Below are 18,080 nucleotides of genomic sequence, written 5' to 3' on the forward strand. Positions count from 1 at the left end.
TTCTCTAAGAATGCTCTTAAATAAATCAGCTTGATGAATGATTCACTGCCTGCTTTTCGCTGGCGATTTTAATGGCGCGCAACATACGGCGCCGTATCAACCCGCTCACCAGGCGAATAGCATACCAATACGGGGTAAACCGCCGCCGGCTGGCGTCGTCGGGGCAGAAGATACGCGTTTCCGTCACCAGACGACAGCGCCCGCCCTCGAGAGGATTCACGATATAACCCAGCGCCAGTTTGGCGACGCCGGGCTGAGCGAAGGCCAGAAAGCCCGCCCCGTCAGCGACCTGCTCCAGGCCGTATTCAGCCTGCCAAAAGCGGCCGATCAGGCCATAGACCAACGCGCTGTCATCCTGCTCAAGCAGGCAAAAGTTATGCAGGCCAAACGGCGGCTGGCTGGGCTTATCGCGTGGCATCAGCCGCGCGGGCAATTCGCGCAGCGCTATCATGCTGCGGAAGAAACGATCGTGTTTGGGATCGTAAGCGGCCACGGCCGCCAGGATCCGAGCCTGCGGCGCGGCGATGGCAATCGCATGCTGCTCCGAGAACTGGTATTGCCCAAGGTATTTATTCAACAGCGCCATGTTTTTCATTCTCCCGCCATTCGCTTTGCAGCAGGGCGAAACCGAATTCGTCGCCCCATGCGCCTTTGAAAAATACGTTTTGCCGCCAGCAGGCCTCACGACGAAAGCCCAGCTTGCCGAACAGCGCGGCGGCGCGAAGATTACGCGCGTCCACCACCGCGGTAATGCGGTGCTTCGCCAGCGGCCCGAACAGCAGAGCGATGACGGCGTTTAGCGCCTCGCGTGCCAGCCCTTGCCGCTGATGGCTGGGCGCGAAGGTCACGCCCAGTTCAGCCTGGCGCCCCGCATCGAAGAAATGCACCGCGACATCGCCGAGCAACGCACTGTCCTCCCGGTGCTCGACCGCCAGTTGAAACCAGCTGTCGTCGCGGTTGAATGCGAGCCGCCGTTGCCGTTCGAAAAAGGCCTGCGCATCGGCGGCGCTGTAGTCGCTCCAGCTTTGGTAGCGCGCTACGTCTGGGTGGCGACGGTAGGCGGTAAAGTGGGGCAGATCGTCAGCCGTGAACGGGCGCAGGATCAGCCTGGGGGTCTGCAGAGGCAAAAGGCGCATTATTTTTCCTTATCAGCGCATTAGGGCTACCGGCAGTGTAGCCCAGCGCCGAGAGGCGGGCTGCGTAAAATGAGCTGTGGAAAAAGGTGAGGAAAGTCGGTCATCGTTCACTCGTCGGGGGTGTTTCCCTGAAAAAAGATCAGCGTCAGCAGCAGGGCGATGGCGCCGAACGGCAGTGAAAACAGCGGCAGGTAATAGGCCGGCAGCGCGTAGAGCGTCAGGCCGCCCAGCATGCCGCCCGCCGCGATGCCGGCGTACAGCACCGAGCTGTTGAGCGACACGGTCAGCGCGCCAAAGCGTTTCGACAGCGACAACAGGTGGTGCTGGATCGGCACCAGATACATCCAGCCGGTGATACCCCAGACCATAAAGATGGCCAGCACCCACCAAGGGGATGTGACATAAAAGGCCAGCAGAAACAGGGACAGCGTCTGGATCGCCACGGAAAGCAGCAGCACGAACTTGCTGCCAAGGGCATCGGTTAACGCGCCGGAGGCAAAATTACCGATCACCGCGCCAATGCCGAACACCAGCAGCGCGGGGGGCAGGATCGCCTGCGGGCCGAACTGGGTGTTTTTCAGCAACACGCTGACGTAGCTATAGACGATGTGTTCCGAGCAAACGGCAAAAAAGGTAATCAGTAGCGTAGTCAGCACCGCCTTTTGCCGCAGCGGGGCGAGCTGCTCTTTCAGAGAATGCTTGCCTGGTGGCGCAATGGCGCGCAGCGCCAGCGAAAGGCCCAGCAGCGCAATCGCCCCCAACAGGGCGATAAACAGGAAGATTTCACGCCAGCCGATCAGTTTGGCGAGAAAGGTACCGAATGGAATACCGAGCGCAATAGCCAACGTCATGCCGCCATAGACGATGGAAATGGCCAGGCCGCGGCGTTTTTCCGCCACCAGCCCCACCGCTGCTGCGGCGGCCTGCGGCGTGTAACAGGCCGCTCCCAATGCGGCCAGCACTCTGCCGAACGCGATCTGCAGGTAGCTGTTGGCCCAGACACAGGCCAGGTTGCCGACGATGAACAGCACCAGCGCCAACTGCAGGATATGCTTGCGGTTGACGTTGCCGAGTAGCCAGGCAGTCAGCGGTGCGAACAACAGATAAGCCAACGCGAATACCGATATCAACTGCCCCGCTTGCGCGGGGCTGACGGCAAAGGTATCGGAAATGTCGCTGAGCACGCCGGCGACGATAAAGGCGTCGGTGCCGATGGCGAATGTGCCGGTCGCCATCAGACAGAGCGTGAACAGATGGCCGTTATAGTCCGTTAATCTCATTCTGTATTCCTGATATGTTCGTTTTCTATCGTGGCACGCCGCCATTATTTTCGGCTTGGCGGCAGTTATTCATCAAACTCAGCATCACAGAAAAAGTAATGGCGGACAGATGGCGCTGTCCATGACAGGAATGACAGGTTTACGACCTGAAGAGATTATGCTATTCGCGTAGTTTTCCTCTTCGACGCAATAAAAGGCTTATTTTAATGGGAATAGCTTTTTTCGTTATAGCGTTGGTGTTTTTTATTATATGAAACGGCTACTGGCGCCGGGCGACGATATTCTATAGTGAGTCTGACCTATCGATAAATCGGCATCGCTATCTGGAGAACCTGCGTTATGGATACCCGCACTCAACGGCTCATGGCAGATGTGATAGGCAGCCTGGCCGATCGCGAATGCTTTTTGACGCAGCTGGAGCCCTGCGCCGAGGCATTGGGGTTTGATTATTTCTCCTACATCGTGTTTTCCTGTTATCCGGCCAGCCGCCCCAAGATGCTGATCGAAGGGAATTTTTCAGCGAGCTATCTCGAGGATTATCGGCGGCAGCGGGTATACTTGCAGGATCCGGTTATTGAGCGCGCTCACCACTCCACACTGCAGTTCCAGTGGGACGAAAGCTTTTATCACGAGCGGCCGACGCTTTGGCGGCATATGGCGCAGTTTGGCCTGTGCGCCGGTTGGTCGCAATCGGTCAAGGATTGCTATGGCCGGCTGGGGATCCTGACGTTTGCTGGCAAAGCGCTACCGGAGCAAACACCACAAGCGCGCGCGGCAAATGAAACCTTTTTCCTTTGGCTGGCGCAAGCCGCCCATAAAACGCTGCGTGAAGCCTTGATATCGGTGAATGACGACGCGATAAAAGACGTGCTGACGCTGCGCGAAAAAGACATTTTACGTTGGTGCAGCGAAGGGAAAACGGCGGAAGAGATCGCGCTATTGATGGGGGTGAGCGAGCGTACGATCAATTTCCACATCGGCAACTCGATTAAAAAACTTTCTGTCGCCAATAAGACCGCCGCCACTGCCAAAGCGGTTTATTTACAGCTGATTTAATCTCGAGTAATAAATAATTAAGCGCCTATCCGTTTTCGGTGTGATGTTTATATTTTGTTAAATTAAGAGTTATCCTTATCAGTATTTACCCCCGATCACAAAAGCGTGATAAAGCGATTCACCGCGCCCGCGCGCGGCAGTACTCTGTAGGCACCCGGTTTACATAGAAAGGATGTGATATGTACAAGACTATTTTAGTGCCGATCGATATTGAAGAAGATCTGTTAACCGAGCATGCGCTGAAGCATGTGGAATATTTGGCGAAGATGTCCGGCGCTAAAGTGCACTTCTTCCATGCGCTGCCGGATGCCTCGGCGTTTGTTACTGCCTATTCGTTCGGTCTCAAGGAGTTTGAGAATCAGGCGGAAGTGAAGGCGGTGGATAAACTGAAGAAAGTCATGTCGGAAATCGATCTGCCGTTGGATCGCCTCAATTACACCGTCAGCTTCGGTTCCGCGCGCGATCAGGTGTTAGAACTGGCGGAAGAGATCGACGCCGATCTGATCATCATCGGTTCGCGTCGCCCGAGCGTGAAAACCTATCTGCTGGGGTCTAACGCCGCCGCTATCGTTCGCCATGCCAATATTTCGGTGATGGTGGTCAGATAATCCGTCTTAAGCCCGCCGTTTTCGGGCGCGTTCTGTGGTTGCCTGTCGGCTGCAGAGCGTGCCTTGCGTTTTATTGCCATCTCAGCCTGAGCTGCTACGATTTTAGCTGACGTTTTTATGCCAACCGGGCCACTGGCCTTGCGCATATTCTTCATCTCAGCCAGAAGAGGGGCAGCTATGCCATTAGAAGTTGATGGGATTATCAGGGGCGATCGGGGCAGTGAACCGAGCCGTTGGCAACATGCGTCAACCAAACCGCTTATCACGCTGACCTGGCATCACACCATTCCCTGGAACTGTTTGCGGAATGTCTGGAATGGTTTGGTGGCGGGGCAGCATTGGGACGCGCTGGACGAGTTTATGAACCTTATCGGTGTGCCAAACCGCGCCGAAGTGCTCAAACAGATCAAGAATAAAAACCTGCAGGATCGCGATGGATTACACACTCTGGTGACCTGGCAAGGATGGAATATCGTCGAGGGGCCAGGTAATGAGTATCGCGCGCAGGGGGACGATCCCGGTGAAAACTTCGACGGTTGGTCGGGTAAGGGGATGAGCACTAATCAGCAGGCGACGCTGCAGCAGGTCAACGTGTTGTATCGGGTGATGGCGCCGCTGGGAAGCCGTGCGCTGGACGCCGCCAGACAGGCGCCGCCCATTACCGCTGAGGAAGCGGACGTCTTGCAACGGACGATTAAACAGACCCGCCCAACGTTGCGAGGAAAGGAACCGATCCGGTGGCAAGAAGATATGTGGCACCAGGTGCAGCCGGGTAAAGAGGCGAAACACTTCGCTCGCTGGGACACCAAACCGGTGTGGCGCAAGCGCCTGCACAGCGATCTGGCTCAGGCAGGATAAGCCTCTCCCCGCGCCGGATTGCCGGCGCGGGAGAATCAATCCGGTGCTAATCGCACAGTGCCACTATTTCGTCGTACAACGTCCTGGGAATTTTCACGCCGTCTTGTTCGCTCTGGCGCCGCTGCCGATAACGGCGTTCGCCGGGGATGCGTGCGCCTTGCGCCAGCATATCGGCAAACATCGCCTCTGCGCTGGCGAAATATTTGGCCTTATCCGCACCGAGAAAACGCTCAGGATCCAACGCGATGATCAGCTCACCGCCGTAAGGCGACGAACCGGTGCCGTCGTCGTAGGCCAGCGATTCCTTGCTGGTCATATCGCCGATCAGCGGCCCGGCCAACAACTCAACCATCGCCGCCAGCGCCGAGCCCTTATGTCCGCCGAAGGCCAGCATCGCGCCCTCCAACACGCTGGCTGCATCGGTGGACGGATTGCCTGCCTTATCAATGCCCCAGCCTTCAGGCAGCGGGGTGCCTGCACGGCGGTGTAATTCGATTTCGCCGCGCGCCGCCGCACTGGTGGCCATGTCGAACAAAAACGGCGGCCGATCCGAGCGCGGCCAGCCGAAGGCGATGGGGTTGGTGCCGAACAGCGGGCGCGAACCGCCGGCCGGCGTCACCCACGCATGGCTGGGCGTGCAGGCCAAGGCCACCAACCCCTGCTCGGTTAGCGGTTCGATATCGGCCCACAACGCGGAGAAGTGCACGCAGCGGTTGATCGCCAGCGCGGCGATACCGTTGGTTCGCACCTTCTCGATAAAGGCCGGCAGAGCGGTGCGGTAGGCCAGCAGGGAAAACGCGCCGCCGGCGTCGGCACGCAAGATGGCTGGCGCCTGGTCGAGCAACCTGGGCATCGCATCGGCAGAAACCTTGCCTGCCCGCAGCGATCGCACACAGCCCAATAGTCGATACAGCCCGTGCGAAGCGCAGCCGTCGCGTTCGCCCTGGGTGACATTTTGAGCTACCGCCTCGGCATGCACCTGATTGAAACCGTTGCTGCGCAGCGTGCTCAACGCCAGTTGATAAGCCTGTTCCAGCGACAGAACGTGCATGGATGTCATTTCGATGTCCTCCCTGGGTTCATTCTTCTTCATCGCCGATAAAATTGGCCTGGGGTAAACAGGTATAGGCGCCCCAGTAGTAAACCGCCAGCGCAATCACCGCCATGGTGAGGGTGTCCCACGGGTGGGCAATGGCGCCGATGCCGCCGAAGCTGCTGAGGTAAGAGAGTGCGATCACCAGCGCATAGAAGACGATCAGCCACAGCGAGGACCAAATTTGCTGCCGAAGGCTAACGGCGTGGGTCGGCACCTGATTCTTGAACAGGATGTAGATGAAGAACATTAGGATCTGCAAGCCGAGCAGCCAGGAAACGGTATCCCAGCCGGACCAGAATACGATCAGCGCCGAAATGATAAACGACAGCGGGCCGAGTACGCAGAAAGCGCGCACCCGGAACGGACGCGGCATATCGGGCGCATTGCGCCGCAGCCCGGCGGCGGTGACCGGGGCGATGGCGTAGCTCAGCACCAGCGCGGCGGACACCACGCCGATCAGCTTTTCCCACGACGGGAACGGCAGCGTCCAGAATACCGAGAGAGCGAAGGTCAGCCACAGCGCCGGGCGGGGAATGCCGGACTCGCCATCCACCCGGGTGAACAGTTTGAAGAAGGTGCCGGTGCGCGCCCAACCGTAGATCACGCGAGGCGTGGCGTTCATATAGATGTTGCCGGTGCCGCTCGGCGAAACGATCGCGTCGCTGACCACCAGAAATGCCAGCCACCCCATGCCCAGCGTGATGGCGATATCGCGAAACGGCAGGGAGAACTGTTGGCTGATGCCGGCCCAGCCGCCGCTCAGCATCTCACTGGGGATACTGCCGAGAAACGCTATTTGCAGCAGCACATAGATGATGGTGGACAGCACCACCGACAGGATCAGCGCGATGGGAATGGTGCGCTGCGGCCTTTGCACCTCGCTGGCGACCGAAATGATCGGCGTCAGGCCGAGGTAGGCGAAGATGATGCCACCGGCGGAAATGGCGGCCTCAACCCCGGCTGAACCGAAGGGGGCAAAGCCCTGGCTGTGCAGGTTTTCCGGTTTGAAAAAGCTGAACAACACCACGATCACCAGCAGCGGCACCAGAAACTTCAGCACGCTGATCAGGTTATTGGATTTAGCGAAGGTTTTGACGCTGTAATAGTTGAGCGCGAAGAAAAAGCACAGCAGCGCCAGCTGCACCAGCCAGCCGATCGGCGTAGGGTCGCCGGAACCCGGCTGGCTGAGGAATGGGAACCAGGCGGCGGCGTATTGCCGGGCAGCGACGACTTCGATGGCAATCAGGCTGGAGAAGGCGATCAGCGTGATAAACCCCAGCAGATAACCCATCAGTTCGCCGTGCGAGAACACCGGATAGCGAATGATGCCGCCGGCGCGCGGCAGGGCGGCGCCCAGCTCGCAGTAGACGATGCCGAGCAGCAGCACCGCCAGGCCGCCGATCAGCCAGGAATAGATGCCGGCCGGGCCGGCGATGGAGGAGACATGGCTGGCGGCGAACAGCCAACCGGAGCCGAAGATGGCGCCCAGACCGATGAACGTCAGATCGGTGAGCGTAAGCTGCTTCTTGAATTTGCCTTGGGTTGTCATGGTATTACCCTTTTGTTATTGAGTGGCAGGCAGATGCGGCCGGGCTAATTTTGGGCAGGTGAAATCAGGGGATCTCGGGTGAAAACGCCGTTCACCAGCCGCAGCAGGTTGAGCGGGTTGGCGTCCTGCAGCGGTGGCGGCAACAGCGCCGCAGGGGTGTTTTGCAAACAGACCGGCCGCAGGAAACGTTCGATGGCCAACGTGCCGACCGAGGTGCCGCGTGCGTCGCTGGTCGCCGGGTAGGGGCCGCCGTGCACCATGGCGTCGCACACTTCTACCCCGGTCGGATACCCGTTGAACAGCACCCGACCGGCTTTGCGTGCCAACAGTGTCGTCAGCTCGGCAGCCGTATCGAGATCGCCGTCATCCGCCAGCAGCGTAGCGGTTAACTGACCTTGCAATGCCGCCAGCGCCGCATGCAGCTGCACTTCGCTATCTACAGCGACGAGGATGCTGGCCGGGCCGAAGACCTCCTGTTGCAGCAGCGGATCGGCCTGCAGCAGCAGTGCCTCCTCCGCTTGATACAGCTGTGCCGTCGCCCGATGAGGGGGCGTTTCACTGCGGCCCGCCAGACGGCGCATACCCGGGTGCGCATCGAGGGCTGCCAGCCCGTGACGGTAATGCTCCAGCGTACCGGTATTCAGCATCGGCTGCGGCTCGGCGGCGTTGACCAAGGCGCTCATCGCTTCGGCCAGCCGATCGAAGGCGCCGCCGCGCAGCGCGACGATCACGCCGGGCTTGGTGCAGAACTGACCGCAACCGAGCGTAAAGGAAGAGACCAGTTCCTGCGCGATGTGCTGCCCGCGCCGCGCCAGCGCCTGTGGCAGGATCACGACCGGGTTGATGCTCGACATTTCGGCGAAGACCGGGATAGGTTGAGGGCGTTGCATCGCCAGATCGAAGAGCGCTCGACCGCCTTGCAGCGAGCCGGTGAATCCCACGGCCTGAATCGCCGGATGTTGTACCAGGTCGGCTCCCACGCGGTTGCCGAAGATCATGTTGAAGACGCCGGCAGGCATCCCCGTGCGTTTCCGGGCGCGCTCGATCGCCTGAGCGGTCAGCTCGGCGGTGATCATATGGCCGCTGTGCGCCTTGAACACGACCGGGCAGCCGGCGGCGAGCGCGGCGGCGGTATCGCCACCCGCGGTGGAGAACGCCAGCGGGAAGTTGCTGGCACCGAATACCGCCACCGGGCCGAGCGCCGTGCGGTATTGACGTAGATCGGGGCGCGGCTGGGGGGAGCGTTGCGGCAGCACGCAGTCGATGCGCACGCCCTCGACGTCGCCGCGCCGCAGTAGCGTAGCGAACAGCCGCATCTGGCCGCTGGTTCTGGCGCGTTCGCCGCTCAACCGCGCCGGCGGCAAGGCGGTTTCCTGCATGGCTAAGGCGAAGAAATCCTCATCCAACGCGTCTAACTCCTCGGCAATGGTGTCGAGAAATTTCGCGCGTTGTTCCGCGCTGAGCTGCGAATAAGGTGCAAAGGCCGCGGCGGCAGCTTCTGCGGCGGCGGCGGTTTCTGCCGCCGTGGCCTGGTGGAAGCGGTAGCCGGTCGGCTGACCGTCGTCGGCGCGCAGGCTGAGCAGCGCCGCTTCCCCTTCGGCGCGGCGTTGGCCGCCGATAAATTGTTGGCCGCTGATGGCGGCGTAGCGATCGTTGGGCATCGGTTCCCCCGGTAGAGAAAGCATGACGCCCGGCATGGCCGGGCGGTGAAGGCGTTACAGGCCGACGTTCGGCAGCGCAGGGCGAGTGGCCAGCGCTTTATCGATCACGGCATTGATCTCGGTGAGCGTCTCGCCCTGCAGCGCCAGGCGCGGCGGACGAGTGACGGCGCTGCCGCGGCCGACCCGCTGTTCGCAGAGTTTGATGCACTGCACCAGATCGGGGCGGGCATCGAGGTGCAGCAGTGGCATAAACCAGCTGTACAGCGCCAACGCTTCCTCATAGCGTTTTTCCTTCGCCAGCCGGAATAGCGTTTCTCCTTCGCGCGGGAAAGCATTCGACATGCCGGAGATCCAGCCTTGCGCGCCGACGGCGATGCTTTCCAGCACCACATCGTCCAACCCGGCGAACAGCACGAAGCGATCGCCGACTTCGTTGCGCAGGTCGATAAAGCGGCGGGTGTCGCCCGACGAGTCTTTGAAACACACGATGTTCTCGCAGTCGACCAGCGAGGTCAGAATGTCTGGCGTGACGTCATTTTTGTAAATGGGAGGGTTGTTGTAGACCATGATCGGCAGATCGGTCGCGCCGGCGACGCTGCGGAAATGCGCGGCGGTTTCGTGCGGTTTGGCGGAGTAGACCAGCGCCGGCATCACCATAATCCCGTCGACGCCGGCCTTTTGCGCTTCACGCGCCATGTTCTGCGCGAAGGCGGTGGTGAACTCGGCGATGCCGGCGATCACCGGCACTTTACCGTCGGCGGCGTCTCTCGCCACTTCGATCACCGCCAGCTTCTCTTGCACCGTCATCGAGGTGTTTTCACCGACGGTGCCGCACACCACCAGGCCGGAGACGCCGTCGCGTACCAGGTTTTTGATCACCGTATGGGTGGCGTCGAGGTCCAAAGAGAAATCGTTGCGGAACTGGGTCGTCACCGCCGGGAATACGCCGCTCCAGCTTATGGCTTTATGGCTCATCGTGTTTGTCCTGTCGTCCGAAAGTGTTAATGAAAAGTGAATCTTTGGTAAGGCTCACCGACAGATTGACCGGTATTGCGTGGGGAGGCTTGACGCTTTTCACCGATTGCCGCGACGAAATTGGCACAATGGCGCCGAAAAGCGGACGTGAAAAAACCGGGCGCTGGTGCACCGTGAAAAGAGGGGGCTTAACCAGATAAATCAGCGCATTAAGCGGAAAGCGTCAGGCGGAAATCGCGCGGCGTAGAGCCGGTCATCGCTTTGAATTGACGGCTGAATGCGCTGTGATCGGTGTAGCCGCACAGCAGCGCGATGTCGGTGATCGGCAGATCGCCGGCCAGCAGTTCCGTGGCTTTTTCCAGCCGCACTTTATGGATCATCTGCCGTGGGGTGAGGTGGAAGATACGTTTGCAGTAGCGTTCGATCTGCGCCACCGACAACCCGGTCAGCGCCGTCAGCTCTTCAAGCGCGATCGGTCGGGCATAGTGGCGGCGGATGTGCACGTCGATCGCCGCCAGCCGTTGGTAGGCCGGGTGATTGGCCCTGGCCTCCTGCAGATCGTGAGAAATACCCGCCATACCGATGATTTTTCCCTGCGCGTCATACAGCGCCAGCTTTTGCGTCAGGCACCAGCCGGTTTCTCGGCCATTGTACAGGTGCATCTCCAGCTGATCCTGGATCAGCACGCCGTGGCGCAATACCCGCAGATCCTGCTCGGTGTAGCCGGATCCAAGCTGAGCGGGAAAAACGTCGGCGGAGGTCTTGCCCAGCAGCGGCGTGACGGTTTTGAAACCGCAGCGCCTGGCCAGCGTCAGGTTGGCCAGCAGGTAGCGAGCCTGGGCGTCTTTGATAAAGAACACCACGTTGGGAATCGCGTTCAGCAGCGGCGCGATCAGCGCCAGCGTATTCAGCAGATCGTGCAGGTTATTCGGGCGCTGCTGCGCCAGTCCGTCGCACAGGCGCGACAGATGTTCGACGGCAAAAACGTCCTCTTGCTCCGGCAGTCCCACAAGCGAAGGCGGCGAGAGAGAAACCGGAGGCTGATAGTCTGAAGTGGATCGCATAACAGTCCCTTTTCGGTCGTTAGCCGGAAAAACAGGCGGGCCAGGTTGGCGCTTTCGCATCAATATTAACTTTTATGTAACGAAGCAAGCGCTATTTCCGGCCGGCTGCCAAATATGCGGATTGCCGCATACTTTTGCCGGGCGGAGTTTGGCAGTTGCTTGAAAACTGCGGGGTTTCTCGCTACACAAAGGTTTAGCATGAAAATAACAATATGATAAATAAGTCATTGTTATGGCATTCGCTAAGCACATACCCGCGACGCGTCAGGCCTGACTTTTGTCACTGTGCTGATTTCTTCATTCGCCGCGCCGAAACGCATCAAGCCGTTATGCTCACATTCGTTCAGGCTAATGCCATTGGTAACATCTCATTAACTCAGGAGACGCCGATGGCACTTTCTGCGCATATCACCGCTTTGCGGGCGATCGATTCTCATACCGGCGGAGAGCCGACCCGTCTGATCGTGGAAGGTTTTCCCGATCTCGGCGAGGGCAGCATGGCGGAACGGCGGGCGTGTTTCGCGCAACATTATGACGATTGGCGCTGCGCGGTGATGCTCGAACCGCGCGGCAATGACGTGCTGGTGGGGGCGTTGCTGTGTCGCCCCTGTTCGCCACAGGCCACCGCTGGGGTGATCTTCTTTAACAACAGCGGCTATCTGGGCATGTGCGGGCACGGCACTATCGGGCTGATTGCTTCGCTGGCGCACCTGGGGCGCATCCACGCCGGTCGCCATCTGATCGAGACCCCGGTCGGCCCGGTAAACGCCACGCTGCATGACGACGGCAGCGTCACGGTAGAGAACGTGGCGGCTTATCGTTACCGCCGCCAGGTGCGGCTTGAGGTTGCGGGTTACGGACCGGTGACGGGTGACATCGCCTGGGGCGGTAACTGGTTCTTCCTGATCGGTGAGTCGCCGTTGCCCATCGATAAACAAAATCTGGAGGCATTGACCGCGTTCTCCTGGGCGGTGCGGCAGGCGTTGGATCAGGCGGGCATCCGCGGTGAAGACGGCGGGGTGATAGACCATATCGAACTGTTCGGTGACGATCCGCAGGCCGACAGCCGCAGCTTCGTGCTGTGCCCCGGCAAAGCCTATGACCGTTCTCCGTGCGGCACCGGCACCAGCGCCAAACTGGCGTGCCTGGCGGCGGACGACAAGCTGCCGCCGGACACGCAGTGGCGGCAGGCCAGCGTGATCGGCAGCGAATTTCAGGCCTACTATCACCGGAATGGCGATCGCATTACCCCCTTTATTCGCGGGCAGGCCTATGTGTGCGCCGATAGCCAACTGCTGCTCGACGAACGCGATCCCTTTGTTTGGGGAATACGCTGATGGGCGCCGAGCGGGGAGCTGATGTCATCGTGATCGGCGCCGGCATCATCGGCGCTGCCTGTGCCTGGCGGCTGGCGCGGGAAGGGTATCGTGTTTCGGTAGTGGACGATCGCCGCGCCGGCGCCACCGCCGCTGGCATGGGGCATCTGGTGTGCATGGACGACAATCCGGCCGAGCTGGCGTTGAGCGCTTATTCGCTGCGGTTATGGCGTGAAGTGACGGGGCGCATGCCGCAAGCGTGTGCCTGGCGCGGCTGCGGAACGCTATGGCTGGCGGATAAAGCGGATGAAATGGTCATCGCCGAGCAAAAGCGGACGCGGCTGGCGGAGCAGGGCGTGGCTGCGGAGCTGCTGACGGCGGAGCAGATCGCCGCGATGGAGCCGATGCTGCGGCACGGCCTGGCCGGTGGGTTGCGGGTGCCGGGCGACGGCATTCTGTATGCGCCGCTCGCGGCTCGCTGGCTGTTGGCCGACGGTGGTGCGGCGATCGACGTGGTGCATGGCGAGGCGGCAGTGCTGGATGAAGGGGCAGTGCGGCTGGTGGACGGCAGGCACCTGGCTGCGCCGCGGGTAGTCCTGGCCTGCGGCCTTAGGGCCAATAGCCTATTGCCGCAGACTTTGCTTCACGCCAAGAAGGGCCATCTGGCGATTACCGATCGCTACCCGCCTCGGGTGCGTCATCAGTTGGTGGAGCTGGGATATGGCGCCAGCGCGCATGCCAGCGACGGCACGTCGGTGGCATTCAATGTACAGGCGCGGCCCACCGGGCAATGGCTGATCGGTTCTTCCCGCCAGTTCGACGCCGTCGATTCGGCGTTGGACATGCCGCTGTTGGCGGCAATGCTCACGCGTGCGCAGCATTTCTTGCCCGCATTAGCGCAGATGAACATCATTCGCTGCTGGACCGGGCTGCGCGCCGCCTCTGCTGACGGGCTGCCGCTGTTAGGCGCGCATCCGCAGCATTCCTGGCTGTGGCTGGCGCTGGGGCACGAGGGATTGGGCGTCACGACTGCCCTCGGCAGCGCCGCGCTGATTACTGCGCAGATCGGCCGGCAAACGCCGGAAATTGACGTTTCCCCGTATTTGGCGGCGCGGGTGTTAGCCGCCAAGGAGCTGCCTGTATGAATGAAAGACAAAATACGCTCTCGTTGAGTATCGATGGAGAGCACCGGCGGGTACCGGTTGGGCTCAGCGTTGCTGCGGCACTCAGCCTGTGCGGTGACGATCGTTGTCGGTTATCTGTTTCACACCAACCGCGCGCCCCCTTTTGCGGCATGGGCGTTTGTCAGGAGTGCCGGGTGACCATTAACGGTCTGCGTCGCCTGGCGTGCCAAACGCTGTGCCAAGCCGGCATGCGCATTGAGAGGAGCGATGATGAGTAACTTCAATTGTGAGGTGCTGATCGTCGGTGCCGGTCCGGCCGGCCAGGCGGCGGCGCTGGCCGCGGCGGAAAGTGGTGGCCAGGTGCGAATGATTGATGATAATCCGCATCCCGGTGGGCAAATCTGGCGCGATGGACCGCAGGTGGCGTTGCCTGAAACGGCGAACCGCTATCGGCAGGCGGTGGCGACGAGGGAAAATATTGCGCTGCAGTCCGGCTGCAAGCTGGTGGCGCAGTGTGGCGCTAACCGATTGGCCTATGAAGACGCCGAAGGCTGCGGCGTGATTCGCTATCAGAAGCTGATTTTATGCAATGGCGCGCGTGAACTGTTGTTGCCGTTTCCCGGCTGGACGCTGCCGGGGGTGACCGGCGCCGGTGGTCTACAGGCGCAAATCAAGCAGGGGTTGGCGATCCGCGGCGAGCGAGTGGTGATAGCCGGCAGTGGTCCGCTGCTGTTGGCGGTGGCGGACAGCGTGAAACAGGCCGGCGGTGAGGTGGTGCTGGTGGCTGAGCAGGCGCCGCTTTGGCGGTTGGCGGCGTTTGCCGGCGGCCTGTGGCGCTGGCCAGCCAAGCTGCGTCAGGCGTTTTCTCTGATGCCGCATCGTTATCGTGCCGGTAACCGGGTGCTGGCGGCGTTGGGGCAAGAACGTTTAACCTCGGTGCACGTCAATAACGGCGGGCGGCAAAGAACGATCGCCTGTGACCGGTTAGCCTGCGGTTTTGGTCTGGTGGCGAACATTGAGTTGGCGATGCTGCTGGGGTGCCGGATAGAACACGACGCCGTAGCGGTGGATCATTTTCAGCAAACCAGCCAGGCGCAAATTTATGCCGCCGGGGAGTGTACCGGCATTGGCGGCAGTGAATTGGCGCTCACCGAAGGCGCCATTGCCGGTTATGCTGCCACCGGGCAGCGGGAAAAGGCAGAGCGCATGGTGGCGCAGCGGCGGCGGTGGCGGCGTTTCGCCACGGCGACGGCAAGTACCTTTGCTCTCGATGAGCGCTTGAATTCGCTGGCCAAACCGCAAACGTTACTGTGCCGCTGCGAAGACGTTACGTTGGAACAGGTACGCCATCAGCCGGATTGGAACTCGGCTAAACTGAGCAGCCGATGTGGTATGGGAGCATGCCAGGGAAAAATCTGTGCGGCGGCGGCGAGGCAGCTTTTGGGCTGGTCTTTACCGTCGCCGCGTGTGCCTTTAACGCCGGTCAGGACAGAAACGCTGGTTGCACTGGGGCTGAACCGATGTGATGACGACGGTTGAATGGGTTAGCGGCATTTCGCCCCCAGGCAAATGCCGCCACATCACCATTGCGGCCAATAGTAGGTTTTCTCTCGCCAGCCTTTGCCGTACATACAGGCTTCGATGATGGCGTCCCGGGCGGACTGATTGCGATCGGTCTGCACTGTTTTAATCGACGGCTCCTTGTCGTAGCGGTATCCCGATGGACAATCTTTCTTATTCTTCTCGCAAGGCATGTATTTGTTTTCGTAGCTGAACTCCACGTCCCGCACTACGTCCGGCGGAAAACGATCGTATCCGCGGCTACGGCATTCGGCATATTCGGCATCCCGGGTACTCTCAACCGCGCCGGGCCTTTCCCATTGAGTGCAGGCGGTCAACATCAATAACGGCAAAACAATCAAACAACGGCAATTCTTCATAGTGTCCCTAGCTCTTTCTCTATCCTGAGGCTCGCAGCCTAGGAATTTTCCTAACTGGCGAGGTAGGAAAGTGTAATAAACTGGCGGAACAATTGGAAATGATAATAGTTATTGTTTAGGTATGATTGAGGAAGTACCGCGCTGAGAGAGGATGTGGCACATTGAGGGAAGTCTGTAGAGATCTGCGGCCTCACGAGGAAAGGGGGCGATGTGGCGCTGGTTTTATTCGTTCTCTTTATGCCGCAATGATCCGATCGCAATTGCATCGTTTTGATGAGGTAAATAATACGCAAGCTAAGTATATTCTTATCTGGTCTGACTATTATTTTTATTTAGGATATTTACCCATGCCAAGGATTTAATACTCGGTATTAATACCCTATTTTTTTATTTCTGTTTTTTTATTGGGGTTTTATTTTCAGGTTTTTCCGTTAAAGTATTTTTTGTTACAGGGAATTCATTTGCATTTTAAATTTGGATTTTTTAAATTCATTTTAGAGAAAGGATAACCGTATGCGACAAAGTCAAAAAGGAGTTTATTTTGTCTGGGATAAAGAAAACGCCTGAAAGTCATGACGGTTTACCTTCATCATCAGAGGATTATGATACTTTTAAGCACCTCTCCGATGTGGGTGCCGTGTTGGGATATGGGCGAACTCGTTTTTATCAGTGGTGCCGTGGGCGCGGATTTCTAACCCCGATGAACGTTCCGTCACATGAAATGATCAGCTTGGGATATATGGTGGCGGTGTTATCAGAGACCGGTCATACCAGGGTTTACGTCACGCAGGATGGTTTCAGTTACGTCAGTGGTGCTTTTGCGGCAGATATCCAACGTGGCATGGTCAAGTTTTAAATCTGCAAGAATCGCCTTTATTTCAAGGGCTTTAATGAAGAATCTTCTTATTTCTGCAGGTTTGTGGGGGAGTGGGAAGTTATCCGATTTTTTCATCTCTGCGGTATGAATGCTACTGGAGACAGCTATCTCTTGTTACGATAAGCATTATTTTCTTCAGGAGCTAAGGATGAAGCATTACGCCGCGCTATTATTTGCCTCTGCACTGTTGACGGGGTGTGCGACTCAAGCCGTACCGCCGCAACAGGCTGAATTGCCGCCCCCAAGCCGTCTGATGCTTTATCAGAATATCCCGGATACGCCTTACGCCACGGTGGTGGTGGTGCGCGATAGCGGAATGCTGGCGGGCAGTTGCCGCACCGGCGTCTATGTGAATGGGGAGTTCGCCGCTTCACTGGCGTCGAAAGAGAAAGCAGAATTTCGCGTACCGCCAGGCAATATTACGGTCAGTATCGGGCAAGATATGATCGAGAATAACCTGTGTATTTGGCGTGAGACCGGCGGCAGTATACCGATGACGCTGCGCGCCGGTGAAAGCCGCTATCTGCGTATCGCCGGTGATCGGCAGCGTGGTTTCGTTTTGCAGGCGGGGCGACCTTAATCTGCCCTGGCAAGGGCGTTAACGCCCTTGCCACCACCCCCACAGCGTAATGAGTAGCCACGCTGCCGCAATCCAGCACAATACCGCCGCCCCCAGAGCCAACGACAGCCGCAAACTGTTGATCAGGAAATAAAGCGAGATCAAATATACCAGGTAGGGCAACACCGCCCACATGCCGAAAATCAGCGTAGTTTTCAGCGCCGCGATGGAACGCTCGTTGCCGACAATGTAATGCGCAATCAGGGCGAAAGTGGGAAAGAGCGGGACTAAACCGGCGATATAATAGTTGCGCGTTTTGGCCAACAGGCCGATCAGAACCACGACCAGCGCGCCGATCAGCGCTTTGACAAGGATGCCCATAACGGTCTCGGGTGTGGGGGAAAGTCAACACACTGCCCGAAAGCACGTGCAAGATCAATGGGGTGTGGTGTAGCGCGGTGAAAAGCAGACCCACAATAAGTGCGGGTCTGGGATGCAACGCTTACTGACGGTAAGCGTGCTTGATTTGCTGAATGCTGTTCTTGAAGATTTCCGCCTGGGTGGGATCTTCAATCTGAGCGATGAAACGTTCCATGTTGATGATAACTTTCCCGGCGTCGGCCTGGCCGATCGATTTCAAGATCAGCGTCAGCGTAGCTTTGAGGCAGGCAACCTCGGTCGCCAAGATTTCCGGGTTTGCAGACGTAGTGAAATCAACGTTGCTCATTTTCTCTCCTGATTTTTTGAGGCCGTAGCCTGATACAAGCTGCTTTGGCGCACCGCACGCGGGCTACTAAAAGGTTGCCCCGCGCGCGGCGGCGAATTTAACTGGGCGCGGAGTATAGCATAGCATGCGTCTGTCATCTGCACCGGGCTTGCTCAGGTCACGCGGGTGGGCAACGTTCGCTCATTGCTTGTCTGAATCATCTACTCGCGGCAAGTTATTTCGAGGTGGTTAACAAGTATTTGTCCGGCACGTTA

20 protein-coding genes are annotated in these 18,080 nt (G+C 59.0%); 9 read left to right on the top strand and 11 right to left on the bottom strand.

The genetic code is table 11. The features are described from left to right. Positions 1 to 25: 25 nt before the first annotated feature. From QDT79_RS13155 to QDT79_RS13165, 3 genes are all read right to left on the bottom strand, one after another. A complete protein-coding gene (locus QDT79_RS13155; protein WP_063989477.1) occupies positions 26 to 586 on the bottom strand; it encodes a hypothetical protein in 561 nt (186 codons plus the stop codon). Continuing rightward, on the bottom strand, positions 570 to 1,136 hold the full coding sequence (locus QDT79_RS13160) for a GNAT family N-acetyltransferase (protein ID WP_063989478.1): 567 nt from the start codon (positions 1,134 to 1,136) through the stop codon (positions 570 to 572). Before QDT79_RS13160 ends, QDT79_RS13155 begins: the two co-directional genes overlap by 17 nt. A 107-nt stretch (positions 1,137 to 1,243) precedes the next feature. Beyond that, positions 1,244 to 2,416 (bottom strand): MFS transporter, encoded by a 1,173-nt coding sequence (locus QDT79_RS13165; RefSeq protein ID WP_107227747.1) that lies wholly within the window; start codon positions 2,414 to 2,416, stop codon positions 1,244 to 1,246. 339 nt (positions 2,417 to 2,755) lie between these two features. Here QDT79_RS13165 and QDT79_RS13170 point away from each other — a divergent pair, with 339 nt between their 5' ends. From QDT79_RS13170 to QDT79_RS13180, 3 genes are all read left to right on the top strand, one after another. Beyond that, positions 2,756 to 3,472, top strand: a complete 717-nt coding sequence (locus QDT79_RS13170; protein WP_107227748.1) for an autoinducer binding domain-containing protein — start codon at positions 2,756 to 2,758, stop codon at positions 3,470 to 3,472. 179 nt (positions 3,473 to 3,651) lie between these two features. Continuing rightward, positions 3,652 to 4,080 carry a universal stress protein gene (locus QDT79_RS13175; protein WP_063989481.1) on the top strand — a complete coding sequence of 143 codons (429 nt, stop codon included), beginning with the start codon at positions 3,652 to 3,654 and terminating at the stop codon, positions 4,078 to 4,080. A 177-nt stretch (positions 4,081 to 4,257) separates the two neighbouring features. Then, positions 4,258 to 4,938 carry a hypothetical protein gene (locus QDT79_RS13180; RefSeq protein WP_107227749.1) on the top strand — a complete coding sequence of 227 codons (681 nt, stop codon included), beginning with the start codon at positions 4,258 to 4,260 and terminating at the stop codon, positions 4,936 to 4,938. A 46-nt stretch (positions 4,939 to 4,984) separates the two neighbouring features. Here the strand turns inward: QDT79_RS13180 and QDT79_RS13185 are convergent, their stop codons facing one another. From QDT79_RS13185 to QDT79_RS13205, 5 genes are all read right to left on the bottom strand, one after another. Next, positions 4,985 to 5,998: an Ldh family oxidoreductase gene (locus tag QDT79_RS13185; RefSeq protein WP_107227750.1), complete on the bottom strand. Its 1,014-nt coding sequence runs from the start codon at positions 5,996 to 5,998 to the stop codon at positions 4,985 to 4,987. 19 nt (positions 5,999 to 6,017) lie between these two features. After that, positions 6,018 to 7,583 (bottom strand): APC family permease, encoded by a 1,566-nt coding sequence (locus tag QDT79_RS13190; RefSeq protein WP_308316596.1) that lies wholly within the window; start codon positions 7,581 to 7,583, stop codon positions 6,018 to 6,020. Positions 7,584 to 7,627: 44 nt separating this feature from the next. Beyond that, positions 7,628 to 9,244, bottom strand: coding sequence for an aldehyde dehydrogenase (NADP(+)) (locus QDT79_RS13195; protein ID WP_308316597.1), 1,617 nt, complete (start codon positions 9,242 to 9,244; stop codon positions 7,628 to 7,630). A gap of 54 nt (positions 9,245 to 9,298) precedes the next feature. After that, positions 9,299 to 10,219: a dihydrodipicolinate synthase family protein gene (locus QDT79_RS13200; protein ID WP_107227753.1), complete on the bottom strand. Its 921-nt coding sequence runs from the start codon at positions 10,217 to 10,219 to the stop codon at positions 9,299 to 9,301. A gap of 209 nt (positions 10,220 to 10,428) precedes the next feature. Next, the gene (locus QDT79_RS13205; protein ID WP_063989486.1) at positions 10,429 to 11,283 is read right to left on the bottom strand and encodes an AraC family transcriptional regulator; all 855 of its coding nucleotides are present in this window, start codon (positions 11,281 to 11,283) and stop codon (positions 10,429 to 10,431) included. A 389-nt stretch (positions 11,284 to 11,672) separates the two neighbouring features. On the opposite strand from QDT79_RS13205, the gene QDT79_RS13210 reads away from it, so the two are divergent. From QDT79_RS13210 to QDT79_RS13225, 4 genes are read left to right on the top strand one after another with little or no spacing between them, the layout of a single operon-like run. Continuing rightward, positions 11,673 to 12,620 (top strand): 4-hydroxyproline epimerase, encoded by a 948-nt coding sequence (locus QDT79_RS13210; RefSeq protein ID WP_308316598.1) that lies wholly within the window; start codon positions 11,673 to 11,675, stop codon positions 12,618 to 12,620. Beyond that, positions 12,620 to 13,744 carry an NAD(P)/FAD-dependent oxidoreductase gene (locus QDT79_RS13215; protein WP_308316599.1) on the top strand — a complete coding sequence of 375 codons (1,125 nt, stop codon included), beginning with the start codon at positions 12,620 to 12,622 and terminating at the stop codon, positions 13,742 to 13,744. The genes QDT79_RS13210 and QDT79_RS13215 overlap by 1 nt, the downstream gene beginning before the upstream one ends. Next, complete coding sequence (locus tag QDT79_RS13220; RefSeq protein WP_074181190.1) at positions 13,741 to 14,001, top strand: (2Fe-2S)-binding protein; 261 nt, start codon at positions 13,741 to 13,743, stop codon at positions 13,999 to 14,001. The genes QDT79_RS13215 and QDT79_RS13220 overlap by 4 nt, the downstream gene beginning before the upstream one ends. After that, on the top strand, positions 13,994 to 15,262 hold the full coding sequence (locus tag QDT79_RS13225; RefSeq protein ID WP_308316600.1) for an FAD-dependent oxidoreductase: 1,269 nt from the start codon (positions 13,994 to 13,996) through the stop codon (positions 15,260 to 15,262). The genes QDT79_RS13220 and QDT79_RS13225 overlap by 8 nt, the downstream gene beginning before the upstream one ends. 41 nt (positions 15,263 to 15,303) lie before the next feature. Here the strand turns inward: QDT79_RS13225 and QDT79_RS13230 are convergent, their stop codons facing one another. Beyond that, the gene (locus QDT79_RS13230; protein WP_063989490.1) at positions 15,304 to 15,663 is read right to left on the bottom strand and encodes a hypothetical protein; all 360 of its coding nucleotides are present in this window, start codon (positions 15,661 to 15,663) and stop codon (positions 15,304 to 15,306) included. Between the two features lie 541 nt (positions 15,664 to 16,204). On the opposite strand from QDT79_RS13230, the gene QDT79_RS13235 reads away from it, so the two are divergent. After that, positions 16,205 to 16,519: a hypothetical protein gene (locus QDT79_RS13235; RefSeq protein ID WP_130017666.1), complete on the top strand. Its 315-nt coding sequence runs from the start codon at positions 16,205 to 16,207 to the stop codon at positions 16,517 to 16,519. A gap of 169 nt (positions 16,520 to 16,688) precedes the next feature. Continuing rightward, positions 16,689 to 17,120 (top strand): hypothetical protein, encoded by a 432-nt coding sequence (locus tag QDT79_RS13240; RefSeq protein WP_063989491.1) that lies wholly within the window; start codon positions 16,689 to 16,691, stop codon positions 17,118 to 17,120. Positions 17,121 to 17,138: 18 nt separating this feature from the next. On the opposite strand, the gene QDT79_RS13245 is transcribed toward QDT79_RS13240, so the two are convergent. Then, positions 17,139 to 17,480: a GlpM family protein gene (locus QDT79_RS13245; RefSeq protein ID WP_038875376.1), complete on the bottom strand. Its 342-nt coding sequence runs from the start codon at positions 17,478 to 17,480 to the stop codon at positions 17,139 to 17,141. A gap of 121 nt (positions 17,481 to 17,601) precedes the next feature. After that, on the bottom strand, positions 17,602 to 17,826 hold the full coding sequence (locus QDT79_RS13250; protein ID WP_004927950.1) for a DUF2594 family protein: 225 nt from the start codon (positions 17,824 to 17,826) through the stop codon (positions 17,602 to 17,604). Positions 17,827 to 18,080 lie beyond the last annotated feature (254 nt).

Source organism: Serratia marcescens (assembly GCF_029846115.1).
GTDB classification, from domain to species: Bacteria; Pseudomonadota; Gammaproteobacteria; order Enterobacterales; family Enterobacteriaceae; genus Serratia; species Serratia marcescens_L.

Excerpts from the sequence above, each read along its gene's own strand:
- QDT79_RS13155 (WP_063989477.1), bottom strand. The coding sequence starts at position 586 with ATGGCGCTGTTGAATAAATACCTTGGGCAATACCAGTTCTCGGAGCAG.
- QDT79_RS13160 (WP_063989478.1), bottom strand. The coding sequence starts at position 1,136 with ATGCGCCTTTTGCCTCTGCAGACCCCCAGGCTGATCCTGCGCCCGTTC.
- QDT79_RS13165 (WP_107227747.1), bottom strand. The coding sequence starts at position 2,416 with ATGAGATTAACGGACTATAACGGCCATCTGTTCACGCTCTGTCTGATG.
- QDT79_RS13170 (WP_107227748.1), top strand. The coding sequence starts at position 2,756 with ATGGATACCCGCACTCAACGGCTCATGGCAGATGTGATAGGCAGCCTG.
- QDT79_RS13175 (WP_063989481.1), top strand. The coding sequence starts at position 3,652 with ATGTACAAGACTATTTTAGTGCCGATCGATATTGAAGAAGATCTGTTA.
- QDT79_RS13180 (WP_107227749.1), top strand. The coding sequence starts at position 4,258 with ATGCCATTAGAAGTTGATGGGATTATCAGGGGCGATCGGGGCAGTGAA.
- QDT79_RS13185 (WP_107227750.1), bottom strand. The coding sequence starts at position 5,998 with ATGACATCCATGCACGTTCTGTCGCTGGAACAGGCTTATCAACTGGCG.
- QDT79_RS13190 (WP_308316596.1), bottom strand. The coding sequence starts at position 7,583 with ATGACAACCCAAGGCAAATTCAAGAAGCAGCTTACGCTCACCGATCTG.
- QDT79_RS13195 (WP_308316597.1), bottom strand. The coding sequence starts at position 9,244 with ATGCCCAACGATCGCTACGCCGCCATCAGCGGCCAACAATTTATCGGC.
- QDT79_RS13200 (WP_107227753.1), bottom strand. The coding sequence starts at position 10,219 with ATGAGCCATAAAGCCATAAGCTGGAGCGGCGTATTCCCGGCGGTGACG.
- QDT79_RS13205 (WP_063989486.1), bottom strand. The coding sequence starts at position 11,283 with ATGCGATCCACTTCAGACTATCAGCCTCCGGTTTCTCTCTCGCCGCCT.
- QDT79_RS13210 (WP_308316598.1), top strand. The coding sequence starts at position 11,673 with ATGGCACTTTCTGCGCATATCACCGCTTTGCGGGCGATCGATTCTCAT.
- QDT79_RS13215 (WP_308316599.1), top strand. The coding sequence starts at position 12,620 with ATGGGCGCCGAGCGGGGAGCTGATGTCATCGTGATCGGCGCCGGCATC.
- QDT79_RS13220 (WP_074181190.1), top strand. The coding sequence starts at position 13,741 with ATGAATGAAAGACAAAATACGCTCTCGTTGAGTATCGATGGAGAGCAC.
- QDT79_RS13225 (WP_308316600.1), top strand. The coding sequence starts at position 13,994 with ATGAGTAACTTCAATTGTGAGGTGCTGATCGTCGGTGCCGGTCCGGCC.
- QDT79_RS13230 (WP_063989490.1), bottom strand. The coding sequence starts at position 15,663 with ATGAAGAATTGCCGTTGTTTGATTGTTTTGCCGTTATTGATGTTGACC.
- QDT79_RS13240 (WP_063989491.1), top strand. The coding sequence starts at position 16,689 with ATGAAGCATTACGCCGCGCTATTATTTGCCTCTGCACTGTTGACGGGG.
- QDT79_RS13245 (WP_038875376.1), bottom strand. The coding sequence starts at position 17,480 with ATGGGCATCCTTGTCAAAGCGCTGATCGGCGCGCTGGTCGTGGTTCTG.
- QDT79_RS13250 (WP_004927950.1), bottom strand. The coding sequence starts at position 17,826 with ATGAGCAACGTTGATTTCACTACGTCTGCAAACCCGGAAATCTTGGCG.